22 protein-coding genes and 1 tRNA gene are annotated in these 16,640 nt (G+C 30.7%); 12 read left to right on the top strand and 11 right to left on the bottom strand.

All coding sequences use genetic code 11. The annotated features are described in order from the left end of the window. Nucleotides 1–2: 2 nt before the first annotated feature. A complete protein-coding gene (rpmA, locus tag ACTF45_RS06720; RefSeq protein WP_011132979.1) occupies nt 3–263 on the top strand; it encodes a 50S ribosomal protein L27 in 261 nt (86 codons plus the stop codon). On the opposite strand, the gene ACTF45_RS06715 is transcribed toward rpmA, so the two are convergent. Continuing rightward, nucleotides 260–931, bottom strand: a complete 672-nt coding sequence (locus ACTF45_RS06715) for a class I SAM-dependent methyltransferase (protein WP_288347269.1) — start codon at nt 929–931, stop codon at nt 260–262. The two genes, rpmA and ACTF45_RS06715, sit on opposite strands and share 4 nt — an antisense overlap. 143 nt (nt 932–1,074) lie before the next feature. Between ACTF45_RS06715 and truB the strand changes: the two genes are divergently transcribed. Further along, nucleotides 1,075–1,992, top strand: a complete 918-nt coding sequence (gene truB, locus ACTF45_RS06710; RefSeq protein ID WP_288347229.1) for a tRNA pseudouridine(55) synthase TruB — start codon at nt 1,075–1,077, stop codon at nt 1,990–1,992. A 4-nt stretch (nt 1,993–1,996) separates the two neighbouring features. Here the strand turns inward: truB and ACTF45_RS06705 are convergent, their stop codons facing one another. Further along, on the bottom strand, nt 1,997–3,190 hold the full coding sequence (locus tag ACTF45_RS06705; protein ID WP_288347228.1) for a SpoIID/LytB domain-containing protein: 1,194 nt from the start codon (nt 3,188–3,190) through the stop codon (nt 1,997–1,999). An 87-nt stretch (nt 3,191–3,277) separates the two neighbouring features. Here ACTF45_RS06705 and rnz point away from each other — a divergent pair, with 87 nt between their 5' ends. Together rnz and ACTF45_RS06695 are read left to right on the top strand one after the other, a co-directional pair. Then, on the top strand, nt 3,278–4,216 hold the full coding sequence (gene rnz, locus ACTF45_RS06700) for a ribonuclease Z (protein WP_288347226.1): 939 nt from the start codon (nt 3,278–3,280) through the stop codon (nt 4,214–4,216). Nucleotides 4,217–4,293: 77 nt separating this feature from the next. Then, nucleotides 4,294–4,854 carry a pentapeptide repeat-containing protein gene (locus tag ACTF45_RS06695; RefSeq protein WP_288347225.1) on the top strand — a complete coding sequence of 187 codons (561 nt, stop codon included), beginning with the start codon at nt 4,294–4,296 and terminating at the stop codon, nt 4,852–4,854. A 10-nt stretch (nt 4,855–4,864) separates the two neighbouring features. Here the strand turns inward: ACTF45_RS06695 and ACTF45_RS06690 are convergent, their stop codons facing one another. From ACTF45_RS06690 to serA, 4 genes are all read right to left on the bottom strand, one after another. After that, nucleotides 4,865–5,230 (bottom strand): hypothetical protein, encoded by a 366-nt coding sequence (locus ACTF45_RS06690; RefSeq protein WP_011132985.1) that lies wholly within the window; start codon nt 5,228–5,230, stop codon nt 4,865–4,867. 81 nt (nt 5,231–5,311) lie between these two features. Then, on the bottom strand, nt 5,312–5,611 hold the full coding sequence (locus ACTF45_RS06685) for a ferredoxin (RefSeq protein WP_011132986.1): 300 nt from the start codon (nt 5,609–5,611) through the stop codon (nt 5,312–5,314). 143 nt (nt 5,612–5,754) lie between these two features. Further along, complete coding sequence (gene prmA / locus ACTF45_RS06680) at nt 5,755–6,657, bottom strand: 50S ribosomal protein L11 methyltransferase (RefSeq protein ID WP_438949617.1); 903 nt, start codon at nt 6,655–6,657, stop codon at nt 5,755–5,757. A 16-nt stretch (nt 6,658–6,673) separates the two neighbouring features. Then, a complete protein-coding gene (gene serA, locus ACTF45_RS06675; RefSeq protein WP_438949616.1) occupies nt 6,674–8,260 on the bottom strand; it encodes a phosphoglycerate dehydrogenase in 1,587 nt (528 codons plus the stop codon). Nucleotides 8,261–8,362: 102 nt separating this feature from the next. On the opposite strand from serA, the gene ACTF45_RS06670 reads away from it, so the two are divergent. The 6 genes from ACTF45_RS06670 (at nt 8,363) to ACTF45_RS06645 (ending at nt 11,317) form a co-directional block, all read left to right on the top strand. Beyond that, nucleotides 8,363–8,929 (top strand): hypothetical protein, encoded by a 567-nt coding sequence (locus ACTF45_RS06670; protein WP_438949615.1) that lies wholly within the window; start codon nt 8,363–8,365, stop codon nt 8,927–8,929. Beyond that, nucleotides 8,930–9,721 (top strand): photosystem II S4 domain protein, encoded by a 792-nt coding sequence (locus ACTF45_RS06665; protein WP_438949614.1) that lies wholly within the window; start codon nt 8,930–8,932, stop codon nt 9,719–9,721. A 54-nt stretch (nt 9,722–9,775) separates the two neighbouring features. Next, nucleotides 9,776–9,847: transfer RNA gene (locus ACTF45_RS06660), tRNA-Val, on the top strand. 65 nt (nt 9,848–9,912) lie between these two features. Continuing rightward, nucleotides 9,913–10,536: a DUF1295 domain-containing protein gene (locus ACTF45_RS06655; protein ID WP_288347215.1), complete on the top strand. Its 624-nt coding sequence runs from the start codon at nt 9,913–9,915 to the stop codon at nt 10,534–10,536. Continuing rightward, nucleotides 10,523–11,074 carry a pyridoxamine 5'-phosphate oxidase family protein gene (locus ACTF45_RS06650; protein ID WP_288347214.1) on the top strand — a complete coding sequence of 184 codons (552 nt, stop codon included), beginning with the start codon at nt 10,523–10,525 and terminating at the stop codon, nt 11,072–11,074. Before ACTF45_RS06655 ends, ACTF45_RS06650 begins: the two co-directional genes overlap by 14 nt. Before the next feature lie 75 nt (nt 11,075–11,149). Beyond that, the gene (locus tag ACTF45_RS06645; RefSeq protein WP_288347213.1) at nt 11,150–11,317 is read left to right on the top strand and encodes a hypothetical protein; all 168 of its coding nucleotides are present in this window, start codon (nt 11,150–11,152) and stop codon (nt 11,315–11,317) included. Here ACTF45_RS06645 and ACTF45_RS06640 read toward each other — a convergent pair. Then, nucleotides 11,314–11,877 carry a DoxX family protein gene (locus ACTF45_RS06640; RefSeq protein ID WP_438949613.1) on the bottom strand — a complete coding sequence of 188 codons (564 nt, stop codon included), beginning with the start codon at nt 11,875–11,877 and terminating at the stop codon, nt 11,314–11,316. The two genes, ACTF45_RS06645 and ACTF45_RS06640, sit on opposite strands and share 4 nt — an antisense overlap. Before the next feature lie 156 nt (nt 11,878–12,033). Beyond that, nucleotides 12,034–13,173 (bottom strand): FAD-binding domain-containing protein, encoded by a 1,140-nt coding sequence (locus ACTF45_RS06635; protein ID WP_288348192.1) that lies wholly within the window; start codon nt 13,171–13,173, stop codon nt 12,034–12,036. Between the two features lie 185 nt (nt 13,174–13,358). Between ACTF45_RS06635 and ACTF45_RS06630 the strand changes: the two genes are divergently transcribed. Then, nucleotides 13,359–14,288 (top strand): oxidoreductase, encoded by a 930-nt coding sequence (locus tag ACTF45_RS06630; RefSeq protein ID WP_288348194.1) that lies wholly within the window; start codon nt 13,359–13,361, stop codon nt 14,286–14,288. Here ACTF45_RS06630 and ACTF45_RS06625 read toward each other — a convergent pair. The 3 genes from ACTF45_RS06625 to ACTF45_RS06615 are packed head-to-tail and all read right to left on the bottom strand — an operon-like array spanning nt 14,283 to nt 15,071. Continuing rightward, the gene (locus ACTF45_RS06625) at nt 14,283–14,549 is read right to left on the bottom strand and encodes a hypothetical protein (RefSeq protein WP_011132996.1); all 267 of its coding nucleotides are present in this window, start codon (nt 14,547–14,549) and stop codon (nt 14,283–14,285) included. The two genes, ACTF45_RS06630 and ACTF45_RS06625, sit on opposite strands and share 6 nt — an antisense overlap. Before the next feature lie 4 nt (nt 14,550–14,553). Next, entirely contained in the window at nt 14,554–14,823 is a 270-nt protein-coding gene (locus ACTF45_RS06620; protein WP_288348196.1) for a hypothetical protein, read from the bottom strand. Beyond that, complete coding sequence (locus tag ACTF45_RS06615) at nt 14,823–15,071, bottom strand: hypothetical protein (protein WP_288348198.1); 249 nt, start codon at nt 15,069–15,071, stop codon at nt 14,823–14,825. Before ACTF45_RS06615 ends, ACTF45_RS06620 begins: the two co-directional genes overlap by 1 nt. Nucleotides 15,072–15,120: 49 nt before the next feature. Here ACTF45_RS06615 and murD point away from each other — a divergent pair, with 49 nt between their 5' ends. After that, nucleotides 15,121–16,542 carry a UDP-N-acetylmuramoyl-L-alanine--D-glutamate ligase gene (murD, locus tag ACTF45_RS06610; protein ID WP_438949612.1) on the top strand — a complete coding sequence of 474 codons (1,422 nt, stop codon included), beginning with the start codon at nt 15,121–15,123 and terminating at the stop codon, nt 16,540–16,542. Nucleotides 16,543–16,640 lie beyond the last annotated feature (98 nt).

Genomic DNA, 16,640 nt, shown 5'->3' with positions numbered 1-16,640 from the left:
TAATGGCACATAAAAAAGGTACCGGATCAACCAGAAATGGAAGAGATTCAAATTCTAAAAGACTTGGAGTTAAAGCTTATGGAGGAGAAAAAGTATCAGCAGGGTCTATCATAATCCGTCAAAGAGGTACTTCTTTTTTGCCAGGAATTAATGTAGGGAAAGGAAAGGATGATACACTTTTCGCCCTAAAAGAAGGAACTGTAAGCTTTGACAGTATAAAAAGGAATTTAAGAAATAGAAAAAGAGTAAATGTAGTTCTTTAATTCTTTTTATAAGATCTTGTCGTAATAAGAATAGGATGAAAAACTTCTACAAATTTTAATTGTAGAGTCCTAAAAAATTCTTCAACAATTTGCTCATCATCAACGTGAAAGGGATATTCATTATTTTCTCCTTTATAAAAGTACCAATTAAATAATCCAATTGAGTTAGGACCCATAATTTTATGAAAGGTATCAAGATGATAAGCAGGATCAGATAAATGCTCTAATACATCAAGGCATATGATTGTATCAAATCTAGATATTTTTGTTTCCTGAATTGTTTTACAAAAAGTGAGTTTATTACCCACACCAAGTTTTTTAGACCTATATTCAACAAAATCTCTATTTGTTTTATTAATATCAACGAAAAATACATGCTCAACCTTTGTAGACATTGCATTAGCTAAAGCATGAGTACCAATCCCTCCTCCAAAATCTAAGACCAAATTTCTTGAAAATCTCTGTTGAAGTTTTAAGGTGTTAGCAATATAATCCTTACTTGAAATATGCCAGGCGGCCAAATCTGCCAAATGCTTATCTCCAACAATTTCTTTATAAAAGTCTTCAGCCTCACTTAAACTACCCCCTGGATGAAGATTGGCTAAATCCATCTTTGCGTTTTCGAGGAACCCATCCAAATCACCCTGCTCGATAGACAAAAATTCCATTAAGTGTGATTTCAAATCAAAAGCATCATCTATAAATTCTTTTATTATGAAATCATCTTTTTTCAATTTCTTACTTTAATAATTCCTTATTTAAAAATAATAAAATAGTAAGAAATAGTTCTCATAGGAATCTTAATATTAAAATGGAAATTAAAAATGGATTTATAGCAATAAATAAAGAGAAAGGATTTACCTCTCACGATTGCGTTAAACAAATAAGGAAATTATTAGGTACCAAAAAAGTTGGTCACACAGGTACTTTAGATCCCGATGTAACAGGTACTTTACCAATTGCGATAGGCAGTGCTACAAGATTTATTCAATATTTACCTCAAGGCAAAACTTATATTGGCCAAATCCAATTAGGCATAAGAACAAAAACTGATGATATGCAAGGCGAAATTCTTAACAAAAAAGATTGGCCTGTTTTAAGCCATAAGCAATTAGATAAATATTTAAATAACTTCAGAGGTATTATCCAACAAGTACCTCCCAGAGTATCTAGTGTTCACGTTAATGGAGAAAGAGCATACAAAAAAGCTTTTAAAAATGAAGAATTTGAATTAAAACCAAAAGAGGTAGAAATCGAAGAATTAGTTCTAAACAAATGGGATCAAATAAATGGAATATTAGAAATAAAAGTTTCTTGTTCCTCAGGAACTTATATAAGATCCATCGCTAGAGATTTGGGCGGGATCTTAGATTCTGAAGGTTGTCTTTTGAAACTTAAAAGGATTTCGGCTTGTGGATTCCATGAGAAAAATTCTATAAAGATATCTGATCTAAGTGATCTTAATGACAAAAACGCACCTTTTATTATTCCCACAATTTCTGCTCTTGATCATATTTCAACACTAGTTTTAGCCAATCAAGAAGAAATTAACTTTTGGCAAACAGGAAGAATAATTAAATTCGATGCTAATAATTTTGTTAAAAGCCGCTCTTTTGATTACAAAAAACCAATAAAAATTATTGACCAAAACAAAATCCTATTAGGAATGGGTTTTATTAATGAAGAAAAAACTACATTACATCCCAAATTAGTACTTAATGCAAAATAACTTTTTATAAGTAATTTTTGCTAAACGGTTTAATTCCAACACCCTTATAAAAATGTTTTAATATTCTTTCTGCTTTTTGACCTTTGGAAGCCATATATCTTGCACCCCATTGACTCATCCCTACACCATGACCAGAGCCTTGACCAAAAACTATTAAAGTTTTTTCAATAGGAATATTGGAATTATCATTATCGGAAATATATTTTTTATCTTCAATAAATTTAAACCTCATAAAAGTACTTTTCAGATTCATTCTTTTTCTAATATCAACTCCTGATATTTGATCAGAGCCATATTTTCCAAAAATTTTCACATTTTTTACTCTCCCAGTATTAGTTATATTCAAAATCTCAATTTTTTTAATTCCTCCAATTTCAGGGAATAATTTTTGTAATTCTCCGCTTGAGAATTTTTTCTTCCATTGTAGTTTTGGATTATTTCTATCAAAATCTCTAACGCTTGATAAATAAGGATATTCATTCTTCCAAACATCTTGACTATTTTCTGTCATACCTCCTGAACTACTGTGAAACAAGGCATTAATCAATTTATTTTTATATGTCAAAACTAATGATCTTGTACTTCTTACTGCCCTTGCAGTTTTATAGGTTCTTGATTCCAAGCCATTATAAACTTGGTTTTTCTGAGTAGAATCAATATCATAAATTGGATTTCCTTTTTGTTTTAAAGCATAAGTCCTTGAAGCAATAGCCTGTGCTTTTAATGCCTCTAACGGCCATTTAGCTGGCATCTCTGAGCCAACAACACTACTCAGATACTTTTCGATTCCAAGGATATTAATCACTAATATCTCAGAATCAAGAACTAATAGATTTAAAATTCCTGAATATCTTTTCTGGCCAACCCAAATACCTCTTCCATCAGAAGATTTAACTACTAATTTTACTTTATTTTTTAAATCATAGATTTTTTGTTTGTTCTTATCAAAAAATAATGATGTTCTATTATTTTCTTTTTTTACAGTCAAACCTTTAATTTTTTTATTTGAGAATTTTTGCCCTTTAATAATTAATGGAATTGATTTATCAGATCTTATCCTTAAATTTCTGTTTTTTGATATTAGAACCCTTATCAAGGGCTCTCTTGCAGCGGATAAAGACTGATTTTGGAAAACACAAAAAATTATTATAAATATTAAATAAAATTTATAAAAATTTTTTGTAATTTTAAAACCCACTATGTTTGAAAAACAAATTTTGTATTTGCCTAAGTTTGACTAAAAGTCTAGATTTAATCTAGAAATAAAACAAAAATAACATTTAAAGTGAACATCACTTTCTTGGGAACAAGCTCTGGGGTGCCAACCTTAACAAGAAATGTCTCATCATTAGCACTTAAATTATCTCAAACAGCTGAAGTATGGCTTTTTGACTGCGGAGAAGGAACTCAACATCAGCTAATGAAGAGTAATATAAAATCTTCACAAATTAAGAAGATATTTATTACTCATATGCATGGTGATCATATATATGGTCTACCAGGGCTTTTAGCTACCTTAGGTTTATCGGGGAATAGTAATGGTATTGAAATTTATGGTCCTTCAGAGTTAAAAAGTTTTGTAACTTCTGCACTTGAAAGCAGCTTTTGCAAGTTGTCATTTCCTTTACGTTTTCGAGAAGTTGAAGATTTCGCCTCATTAAATAAAATTTTATTTGAAAACGATAAGTTAAAAGTTCATTGTGCCTGCCTTAAGCATAGGCTCCCTGCTTATGGTTATCGTGTTAGCGAAAAAGATAAGCCAGGAGTATTCGATATCAAAAAAGCAGAAGATTCAAATATTCCTCCCGGGCCTATATATTCAGAATTACAAGCAGGTAAAACAGTTCAATTGAAAGATGGGAGATCTTTTAATGGGCAAGATTTTTGTGGTCCTCCCAGAAAAGGTGAAAGTTTTGTTTACTGTACTGATACAGTTTTTAGCGAATCGGCAGTTAACTTATCTAAAAATGCTGATTTACTAGTTCATGAATCTACATTTTCAAAAGCAGATGAAAAAATGGCTTACGAAAAATTACATTCAACAACAATAATGGCAGCAAAAACTGCACTATTGTCTAACGTAAAGAAATTAATTATCACACATTTAAGCCCAAGATATACTCAAAGAAGTCCAATCAAGCCAAGCGATTTGCTAAAAGAAGCTCAAAAAATCTTCCCTAATACTTATCTTGCTAAAGATTTTTTAACCGCAGAAATTAAATAAACTGCAACAGTTCGTGAGCAGTAGGGTTGTAAATGACCAACCCATGAAATAATAGTCTTATGGTTTTTTTTAATTTGATGTCGATCGAAATGGTTTCTATTTTTTCATCACTAAACAAGTCTTTCAAAAGACTTCTTATTTTTCTTCCATTGATTATTGGTTTACTTCTTAATCCAATCTCTGCAAATGCACTTTATCCAAGTGATCCTTCATCAGTAGATGGATTAAAAGAAGATCTTCATGGTGCAGATCTTCAAAATAATGAATATGTAAAATATGATTTATCTAATCAAGATTTAGGCGAAGCCAACCTACAAGGTGCCTATATGAGCGTAACAACTGCCAAGAACTCTAGTTTCAAAGGTGCCAACATGAAAGATCTTATTGCATATGCTGTACGTTTTGATAATGCTGATTTATCAGATGCAAATCTTACAAATGGAGAGCTAATGAAAAGTGTTTTTAATGGGGCAACTATAGATGGAACAGACTTTACAGACGCCAATCTTGATCTTTCTGAGAGGAAATCATTATGTGAGAGAGCAACAGGTACTAATTCAAAAACTGGCGTGGATACAGTTGACAGTCTTGAATGCTCAGGTTTAAGAGGTTATATGCCTCCAAAACCAAAAGCTTAAAAAAAATACTTTAAATACTTTCTGGCAACACATTACCAGGTTCTTTTGAGCCTGGTTTTTTGCTGTACCACCATTCTTGGATTTCTGAAGAAAACTTCTTTGAGAATAGTGTTATTACCGTTTCTACAGGTTTTGATCCTGGTTCTAAAATTTGAACTGAATACGATGGACATTTCCTTGAGGCCATATCTGCGACAAATCTAGCTCCTATTCTTCTCCAACTTGGCTCTTTACTGCGCCAGGCCAGCCTAGAACAAGGCCAAGGCAACTCTTCTCTGTCATATAGCCTGCAACATGGGCCAATCACTTTATAACTGAATTGACCACCGTAACTTGATTGGATTGCATCGGTTTTAAAAAATTCAAATTTATTCATTTATCCCAAAAAAAAAGCCACCTCATATGAGAATGGCAGAAAAATTTTAATAAAACAACTAACTAAAGTTATTTTTTATAATTAATAAAGCTCTTCTTCAGCATGAGTAGTAATTGTTACATCTGAAGATGGATATGCAACACAAGTAAGGACAAAACCAGCCTCTAATTGATCATCATCTAAAAAACTTTGGTCTGATTGATCAACAGTTCCTGATGTGATTTTACCTGCACATGTAGAACAAGCTCCTGCTCTACAAGAGTATGGTAGATCGACACCCTGTTCTTCAGCAGCATCTAAAATGTACTGATCATCAGGTACTTCAATCGTAGAATTGAGACCTTCACTTTCACTGATAAGTGTAACTTTGTAAGAAGCCATTTAATTTAAAAATTGATGGTAAAAATTTACCGTTAATACTTTTTTAACATTGTTTGTAGACATTTGCGTGCAAAGGGGGTAAAAAATGAAACAATACAATGCGAAAAGCGGGTTACATTAGAAAAACTTATGTATTTTTAAGATTAAGGTATTTTTTGTGCTGTAATGCACACCCAATCTTTTTTAGAAGATACATTATTTATTCGTAAATTACTAGCTTTTAATAATTTGATAATTTCATCTTTTTGTGAATTCAAGATTCCACTTAAAATAACTTCTCCATCAATTTTAAGGCAATTACGAATGTCAGGGATTATGCCTTTTATAACTTCTGCGAGAATATTACACAAAATAAAATCAAAATTTTTCAAAGTATATTTTGAAACCAACCCATCAAATGATCCTAGATATGTTTTTAAATTATCAAGATTACCAAAATTCAGCCGATAATTAGACTCAGTAGAATTTATTGCCAGATAATCATTATCAATAGAATAAATTTTGCTAGCCCCAAAAGATCTAGCGGCAATACTTAAAATACCGCTACCTGAACCTATATCTAATATTTTCTTGCTAGATAATGAAATCTTTTCCAATTCTTCTAAGCAAAGATATGTCGTGGGATGACTTCCTGTACCAAAAGCTGCTCCAGGATCTATTTTAATAACTTTCTTATTTTTATATTGCTCTGGTAATTCAAGCCAACAAGGTAATACAAGTAAGTTATCCCCTACAAGTTCTGGTCCCCAATATTTCTTCCAGCTTGATATCCAATCTTCCTGTTCAATAAGATTCCACTCAAAACAATCGGTTTGATAATTGTTTTTATCTAAAACCTCTTTAATATTTCTCACGAGTTTAATTCTTAAACTTTCTGGCCAATTTAGATTTGGAAGCCAAATTATTACTTTTTTATTATTTTTATTATTTAATAAAATTTCAAATGCGTAACTAGATATACCTAAGTTATTTAATTTCCAAATAATAATTTCTTCTAAATTAGTTTCTATTTCAAAGGTAAGTTCATACCAATTTTTTATTTCCATTAACTACTCAAATTATTTATAAAGTTACTGGATCAGAACTAGTGATTCCCTCAACTTCAAGAATTGATTCAAGCAAATTTGTAGGAATAGGATCATCAATACTTAAAACCATAACAGCTTCTCCTCTGACAATTTTTCTACCAACTTGCATTGAGGCAATATTGACATTATGGTCCCCTAGGAGGGAACCTAACTTTCCAATAATGCCCGGCATATCTCTATGCCTAGTTATAAGCATAAATCTACTAGGAGAAACATTAACTGGATATTGATCAATGCTAATTATTCTCAATTCACCATCAGCAAAAATGCTTCCTGCAACACTATGCTCACCATTATCTCCAAATGTAGTTAATTGAAGTGAACCGCTAGCAAATTCCGGTCTAGCCTCGTCTTTACTTTCAACTACTGAAATACCTCTAGACTCTGCTTCAAGAGAAGCGTTAACATAATTTATTCGATCACCTAGAGCCTTACTTAATAGACCTTTTAAACTGGCTATGATTAAAGGCTGTGAAGGGTGTTGCACAAATTCACCTTGAAGCCTTACCTCTAACTTTTGAATTTGTCCTCCAGAAAGTTGGCTTATTAAAAGGCCCATTGTTTCAGCTAATTGCAAATGAGGTTTAAGGCTATCCATAATATCAGGACTTAAACCCGGAATATTTACTGCTGTTCGTGCAGAAAGTCCCAAAAGAACATCTCTTATTTGTTCAGCAACATCTACAGCAACATTCTCTTGAGCTTCCCTAGTTGATGCTCCTAAATGAGGTGTAAGGATTAAATTTTTATCGACTTTAAGTAGTGGTGAATTGGAGTCTAATGGCTCTTTAGCAAACACATCAATAGCGGCTCCTCCTATCAATGAATTATTAAGTGCCTCAGCTAAAGCTTCTTCATCAATTATTCCCCCACGCGCACAGTTTATTAATTTTGCATTTTTTTTCATACTTTTAAGCACCTTCATATTTACTAGGTTTTCTGTTTCTGAAGTCCTCGGCAAATGTAAAGTTAAATAATCAGATTCCTCAAACAATGTTTTTAATTCGGACAATCTGACCTGTAATTGTTGTGCTCTTTCTGAGGAAACAAATGGATCATATCCATAAACATCCATTCCAAGAGCATTGGCAACTTTTGCGACATGAGTTCCTATTTTTCCTAAACCTACAACACCTAGCTTTTTCTTAAACAACTCATTACCAACAAATTTTTTTCTTTCCCATTTACCCAAAAAAGTACTACTATTTGCAATTGGTATATTTCTTGATAATGCCAACATCATTGCAATTGTATGCTCGGCAGCAGCTATGGTATTCCCCCCCGGAGAATTAACAACGAGTACTCCCTTTTGAGTAGCCGCCTTAACATCCACATTATCTACACCAACCCCAGCTCTTCCAATTATTCTTAGTTTCTTAGAAGAGTTAATAATATCTCCTGTAACTTGAGTGCCAGAGCGTATCATAAGAGCATCATAATCATGGATAATAGATGCCAATTCAGAGTTCGAGATTCCTATCTTCTGATCAACTTGAGCGACTTGGGAAAGGATATCAATTCCCGTTTGGTCAATTGGGTCTGTAATTAAAACTTTTGTCATTTAAAGAATTGTTCTTTAATTTTTTTACTTTAACTTAATCTATAGTAGAGATATCTTGTTTTATTAATTTGAATCAACAAACCAACATTTGAGGAATGAAAATTGACTAAAAGTATAGTTATATTTAATGAGTTAGAAAAATGCCTTGATCTATTAAATGTTTTCAAGGACAAATCAATATTTCTAACAGAATGTTTATTAATTTTGCCATCTAAAGAAAAAATAACTCCTGATCAACAACAATTATTAAATTTATCTACAAATAGCTTCTTTAAATCTGAAGAAATTGAAAACATAAGAATCCTAAACCCAAAACTTGATAGAAAAATAAGACAGAAAAATATGCGTAACTGGCTAATGCCATTTGGTTTTATAGCGGGCATAGCATTTTCTAATATGACAAACTTATCCACTTTTAGCTTCCTTGGATTAAACAATATAGGAGAATCTTTCATGGGGGGTCTTTTGGGTATGGGCTCAGGATATATAGGTAGCATTGTATCTTCAGCAAGTATTAACGTTAATAGAAATAAAGAGTTAAGATCTATTATTGATCTCAATAAAGAAGGAAAATGGCTTGTTCTTCTTGAAAATCAAATAGGAACTGAGTTACCTTGGGCTTTAATAAAACAATCAGACCCTAGAGACATAATTTTTATAGAAGGCTAAATGATTGACTTGAAGGAATTATTAATAAATTCAAATTACAAAAAAGAAATAGAGGAATTAATAAATATTTCTAATTTATCTTTAAAACATTGGCAAACATATTGGACCGGGTTTAATTCAACATTTGTGTGTGAAGAAATTTTGAAAGAATTTGAAAATTTAAATGATTTTAAATTCTTTGTTTTTGGGGGATATAATTCAGCCCAAAGATCCAAGATTGCATGTTTTAGAGAAGATAATTCCCCAGAGAAAAATGAACTAATTAAAGATTTCCCTGCGAAAGGTATTCAAATGAATGGTAATTTTTTATTTGACAACGCAACTCAGGATGATTTTAGATCCTTATTAGTGGATAATGGATTGAGAGAAGAGAGAATTGGTGATATTTGGACCATAGGAGATAGAGGAGCTCAAGGAATAATCGACGATTCAAAAATTGAATTCTTAGATGAAAAGATTTTCTCCCTAAGAGATGTAAAAGTAAAAATAAAAATAGTATGTTTAGATGAATTACAAATACCTGTTGGAAGATCAAAAAAAATAATTAATACGGTAGAGGCTTCAACAAGGATAGATGCAATAGCTTCTGCAGGTTTCCGAATCTCTAGAAACAAAATTTTGGAAAGGATAGAAACTGGAATGCTTAAATTAAATGGTAAGACAGTAAAGAAAGGTACTATTAGTGTAAAAGTTGGCGACAAACTTCAACTTGATAACAAAGGGTTTATTGAAATTCTAGATTTAGAAATAACCAAAAGAGACAGATGGAAAATTAAGTTACTTAGAAAATGAATCCTTGAGCTGCTATTTTCATATAGGGAGTTCAAATATTTGATTTTTTCAAAAGGGCGATTAGCTCAGCGGTAGAGCATTACCTCGACAAGGTAGTGGTCACTGGTTCGAATCCAGTATCGCCCATTAGATTATTGTTGAATGCTAGAAGATCCACAAATAATATTTTCGTTTTTTAGATTGATTAGAAAATGAAACTTAATCAAATAATCAACCTGCATAAAGGTTTAACTGTGTTTGTTGTGGCAGCGTTAATGATGTTTTATAAAAATTATTCAATTGCTGCATGGGTTTATTTATCTTTGCATGGAACTTATGGAATACTTTGGTTGTTAAAAGAAAAAATATTTCCAGATCCATATTTTAAAGAAAAAATAAATTTCATAACTTCAATTACTGGGTTTATTTTCCTTGGTAGTTACTGGATAGCTCCATTTATTCTCATTTCCTCCCAAAAAACAGTTTCTTATCCCATAATTGCAGCTTCTATTTCAATAAATATAATTGGTGTTTTTCTTCATTTTGCAAGTGATGCTCAAAAATATTTCACTCTTAAAATCAAAAAAGAACTTATTAAAGATGGATTTTTCAAAAACATAAGAAATACAAATTACCTTGGTGAAATACTAATTTATTTATCATTTGCCATCCTTTCTGTGAGTTTTATACCTTTTGCTATTCTTGCTTTGTTTTTCTTTGGAGTCTTTCTACCAAGAATGCTAAAAAAGGACAAATCACTTACAAAATATGCTTCATTTGCGGAATATAAGCGAATTAGTGGTTTACTTTTACCCAAATTTAATGAAGGAAATTAAAATTCCAATGTGGAGGCAGGAGTTAAAAGCTGCGAGAAAAAAAGAAGGTAAATTACCCTCAAGTAGGTGGTTTCAGCTTTGTACTATTAACGGGAATAACGAACCTAGATTACGTACGGTGGTTTTTAGAGGATGGCAAACTGAAAGTTCAATCCTTATTTTTACTGATAGACGCAGCGAAAAAGTTGCTCAATTAAAATTAAACTCCAACGCAGAGGTTTTATGGCTTTTTTTTAAAAGCAAATCACAATTCAGATTTAAAGGAAAAATGAAGGAGTTAAAGGAAAACATGAAATATTGGGATTCGTTATCAGACAGATCCAAATCAACTTGGTTTTGGGAATATCCAGGAAAAGAGATTAATAAAAATATTCGCACTTCTCAAATAGTTTCTAGTGATTTGAATAAACCAGAAAGTTTTGTTGTATTAGAATTTGAAATATATTCTGTAGATCTTCTTAAATTAGTAACTCCTATCCACAAGAGGTATGTCTGGCATAAGGAAAAGAATTGGGAAAGAATAGAAATAAATCCATAAAATATTTCTAAATTGTTTACTTAGGTTGTAAAAATTATATAGATCGGTCAGTTTTATAAAAGAAATATTAACTATATGAATTTCTCAGAAATTCCTGAAAATCCCTTAATCTTGTTATCTTGGGTAACGGCTTTAGGACTATTTTTAAGTTTAACGGAAGCAACTTTAAAAATTAAATTTGAAAGATTAAATAACTTAAAAAAAAGACAGGAATTTATTGATAGTCTTTATCCAAAAATTTAATTTGAAGTGTCTGACAATAAGTTAGCCTGTAAAAATTGGAAGATACCACCTTTATTAGTTGAATCTTCTTGTATGACTGATTTATTATTATTATTAGCTTTAACTTTGATTGATTCTTGAATATCTTCATCATCTGATTCAGATCTCAATACTCTTATAATTACTTCATCAAGTGAGAAATCCCCAGGACCTGTTAATGCTATTGAAGTTGCTGAAGCGAAATAAAGTAGTAAAAGTTCTAATAAGAAAATATTAAATCCCGATGTTACTAGAGCATGATAGATAGCTACAGAGATAGTACCAACTATTGCTAAAGCACCGAATCTTGTAGCTAAACCAAGTATTAATAACCAGCTTCCACCAATTTCTGAAAATGCAGCTACATATGACAAGAATATTGGGAAAGGTAAGTGCAGAGGTCTGACAAAAGCATCAGCAAAATTTTCTATATTAGCTAGCTTTTCAAACCCATGATGAATTAAAACTGTACCAGTAATTACTCTTAGAATTAATAAAGCTGTATCTTTGCTGAATGATTTTGTAAGAATTGTTGAAAGCACTATAAAAACGTATTTCTTAAGTAAAAATAACTAGCCACATTATTCATCGTGGATTAAACCATGAAACTGATCTTTAATTAAGTATTTATACTTAGTATTTTGCATATCTCAAAATTTTTAGCTTATTAAGAATATAGTTTCTTTCGAAAATTTCCATTAATAATTTTGAAAAACATATTGATTAATTTTGGGTATATTTTCTTTGAATTTAAAGAACCCTTTTTTGGCAAACTTCCATGCAAATAAGTCTTGATCTCTTACTAAATTAAAAATCACCTTATTATTTAACTTCTTAAAACTATTTATAAAGTCGTTATTTTCACCAACACCAGGATAAATCATATCTAACTGATCAATAGCAACCAATGTCTCATTTAATTTTAAAGGATCAATCTGAGTAACATTATCAAATTGCTTGATGAATTCAAGAACTATTTGTTGTTTGAAACTCAGGACTGCTTCAGATAATTTTATTTTTCTTTGATCATTACTTAGTAGGATAATAAAAACGCTCTTGTAATTTCGTAAGATATTTTCAAGAGTTGAAACATGTAAATCGTTTTCAAATAATATAAGGGTTTCTGACTTTGGTTCCATATTGCTTTTATAAATCTCATCATCAAGTGGGATTTGATTTTTGTCTTCAAGAAAGATTTGCCTATTACTAATCTTTTCAACATTGAATCTATTATTTGAAAATTTTCTTAAATTTGCTGGGGAAAAACGATATTGCTTTCCTTTTGTTTGTAATCCTGCAACCCATCTCCAACTCAAAAGATTCGAGGCAGCATCCCCATCATAAAGATGTTTAAAGAAAAAACTTGCTCCTAATTGCCAGGGCAGACCTAAATTAAAAATCCAAGTACTAGCAAACCACATTCGAGTATGATTATGTAAGTAGTTATAGGTTTTTAACTCATTAACCCATGAATTGAAAAAACCTAATTCTGAGTTTCCATTTATTGCTTTTTCATAGGTTTCAATATCGTATTCGTAATTGTTTTCTGAAATAAAATTACACCAAACCTTTGGTCTATTTTCCATCCAACCTTGCCAATAAATTCTCCAATAAATTTCCTCAACAAATTTATTAATCTTTTGAGAATGATATTTCTTTTTAACCTCATCAAGCAATTCATATTCTAATAAAACCCTATGGGATATATAAGGTGATAATTTTGAAACGGAGCTTTTATTCGTTGGGCCATAATCAAAATTACGAAGTTTTTCGTAATTTGTGATTTTGTTCTCTAAAAAATCGTCCCACTTTTTCTGAGCATCTAAAATTAATGGCATTTTTGAATATGCTAAAAAATTTTTTTTTAAATTGTAATTACTTAATTAATGAAAATTTTTAATCAAATTACAAAACGAGTAATCATTTAAGTGCTCACGATCCTTACCATATTTATTTACGATAAAAAATATTCAGCATACTTGATTTTTAATTAAGTACCAATATCTCGTAGAAAAATTAGAAAATGTCTGCCACTATCTCCAAGAATAAAAACTCTAATTGGACCATATCAGATATTCCCAATTTAGATGGGAAAACAGCTTTTATTACTGGAGCAAACAGTGGTCTTGGATATTACACCGCTAAAGCTCTAGCAGAAAAAAATGCACATGTTTTACTTGCTTGCAGAAGTTTAGAAAAGGCTAATTCGGCTATAGATAAATTAAAGTCGCTAAATCCTAAAGGTAAGTTTACTCCTATAGAACTAGATCTATCAGATTTAAATAATGTAAGTGAAATTGGATTAAAAATATCAAGTGAGTTTGAGAACTTAGATTTGCTAATTAACAATGCAGGTATAATGCATCCGCCAAAAACATTAAGCAAACAAGGTTTTGAGATACAATTTGCGGTCAATCATTTAGCACATATGCTTTTAACACTGAAATTTCTTCCTTTAATTGAAAAGAAAGAAAACTCTAGAATAGTAACGGTAACTTCAGGGGCTCAGTTCTTTGGAAAAGTTGGGTGGAATAATCTTAAAGCAGAAAATTACTATAACAAGTGGGAATCATATGCTAACAGCAAATTAGCTAACGTAATGTTTGCTTTAGAGTTAAATGAAAAACTAGAGCAAAAAAATATTTTATCCTTGGCGGCTCATCCAGGTATTGCAAAAACAAATCTTTTTTCTGCACAGAAACCAAAACCAAGTCCAATTGAAACTTTCTCCTTAGAGCTATTTAGTCCAATTTTTCAATCGGCAGAGATGGGCGCTTTACCTCAATTACTTGCTGCTACTTCTCCTGAGGCAAAGGGAGGGGACCATTACGGGCCTAAATTCAATTTTAGAGGTCACCCAAAATTATCTCCAACTTCACCATTTGCTCTAAATAAGAAAGAAAGAAAAAATCTATGGGACAAGAGTATGGAAATACTTAGTAAGTTTTTATGAGTTTTTTAGTTTTATCAACTTCAAAAAATATTTCAGAATATGCAATTCACTTTCTGAAAGTTTCATAAATTCATTTAAAGCCTGATAATTATCTTCATCAAATTCATTGGCGATTTCCAAAAATTCTTTATGATTTTCATTTACAAATCTTTCTGCAATTTGTGATGGAGATAACCCCTTATCAATCAAATTACCCGGAGCATTTTTCTCCCAATTTTTATAGAACCAAGAGAACCATAATTCAGTAATATTTTCTTTCATTTAATTAATCTGGGTATTTAATTTTAGATCTAGGAAATAAAAATAAACCAGAAATTATTGCAAATATTGTTAATAAACCTACAACAGGTGTAAAAAGAGGTTGTAGATTTATAAAGAAAAAATTCTCTGTATGAATTTTCATAAGCCAAAAGAAATCCAATCCAAAATATTGAAATAAAGAATATAAGCTTCCACTAAGAACGGTTATTAATAATGGAATTAATGCTATAAGAGTAATACTTCTGTGAAGTTTTCTTGTTTTAGTTTTAAACATTATTTGTTTTTTCTAAGGTATTTGTGAAGATCTTTTTCACTTTCACAAGCCATCCACATTTCTTTTATTTTAAATGTTCCAGAGCAACCAAGGTCTTTAGCTTTTTCTTTAGCTTCACTTTCAGTTGAATAAGCACCTCTAAGATGAGCTTTCAATTCAATATCTATTAAATTAAATCCAAAAATAATTAAAAAGAAGTTTATTAATTTTAATTTAGATATTAGATTAGTTTTTAAAGTATTTTTCATAATTAAATAGACCATTTAATTTCTAGTCTTCAATTTAATTATAAATTTAATGCCTATTAAAAATAATTCAAAAAAGGAAGAAAAAATAAATTTTGTTATTGGGTTAGGAAGATCTGGTTTTTGGGCAGCAAAGTATTTAAGAAGTATTGGAAAGAGAGTTATTGTCTGGGAAAGTAATCAAAATAAAGAACTTTTAGAAACAAAGGAAATACTAGAAAAACTCGATATATCTGTTTCCTTAAATAAACAATTTTTATTTGATGAGTTTTCTACATGTCTTAAACAAATTGAGTCTATTGTTGTAAGCCCAGCTATACCCTTTGACCATAAAACAATAATCAAACTTAAAGAACGAGGAATCCTTGTAATAGGGGAAATAAATATCGCATGGGAAAGTTTAAAGAATATAAATTGGATTGGGATTACTGGTACTAACGGGAAAACTACAGTTACTCACTTATTAAGTCATATACTAAGAGAAAATAATTTATTAGCCCCATTTGCAGGCAATATTGGGACTCCATTATGCGAAATTGCTTACTCGACAAACAGCAAAAATATTGATTGGATAGTCGCTGAATTAAGCAGTTTTCAAATAGAAATAGCGACACATTGCATTAAACCTAAAATTGGAATTTGGACAACATTTACTCCCGACCATCTTGACCGTCACAAAACACTTGATAATTATTTCAAGATTAAAAATAGCTTACTAAAACAATCAGAATTTAGAATTTATAATTACGACGATAAATATTTAAAAGAAAATTTCAAATCACTTTTAAATGGAATATGGATAACTACTAATCCTAACGAATCTGATTCAGATCACTGTGATTATTGGATAAATAATGAAAACTTTATTGTAGAGAGAAGGGAAAAATTATTGAGTTTAAAGAATTTCAAATTGAAAGGTAATCATAACACTCAAAATCTATTACTAGCTGTAGCAGCTGCAAGGAAAATTGGATTATCCCCTGAGAGAATAAAGAATGCTTTACTTAGCTATGAACAACTTCCCCATAGAATGGAAACAATATTCCAACGTGATGAACTTGAAATAATTAATGATAGCAAGGCTACCAATTTTGACTCTTCCGTAGCAGGTATAAATGCAATTAAAGGTTCTCCCATAATAATTTCTGGGGGTAGGTTAAAAAATGGGGATTCTATTGAATGGGTAAAGATTATAAATAAAAAAGCAAAAGCTGTATTTCTTTTTGGCGAAAGCTCGCAAACCTTAAAAAAATTGATCCTTGAGGGAGGATTTAATAATGATATTTTAACTTTTAATGATCTTTCAGAAGTAATCAACTACGCATATTCTTATATAAAAAATAATCAAGCTGAAACTTTATTATTTTCTCCTTCATGTTCGAGTTTTGATCAATTTAGAGATTATGAACAAAGAGGAGATATTTTTAAAAAATTAATCTATGAAAAATTCAATATAAAGTTTATCACGCATTAAAAATTTAGTTGGACTAATTCCAGGTCGGTCATTACAACCAATACACTACTAGCAAATTTCCTCTTATTTCGTTAAATTTTAAATACAAATTCGAAAGA

This window comes from Prochlorococcus sp. (assembly GCF_965655815.1).
GTDB lineage: Bacteria > Cyanobacteriota > Cyanobacteriia > PCC-6307 > Cyanobiaceae > Prochlorococcus_A > Prochlorococcus_A pastoris.
Note: the sequence above shows the minus strand (reverse complement) of the source record. Positions and strands in the feature narration are given on the sequence as shown.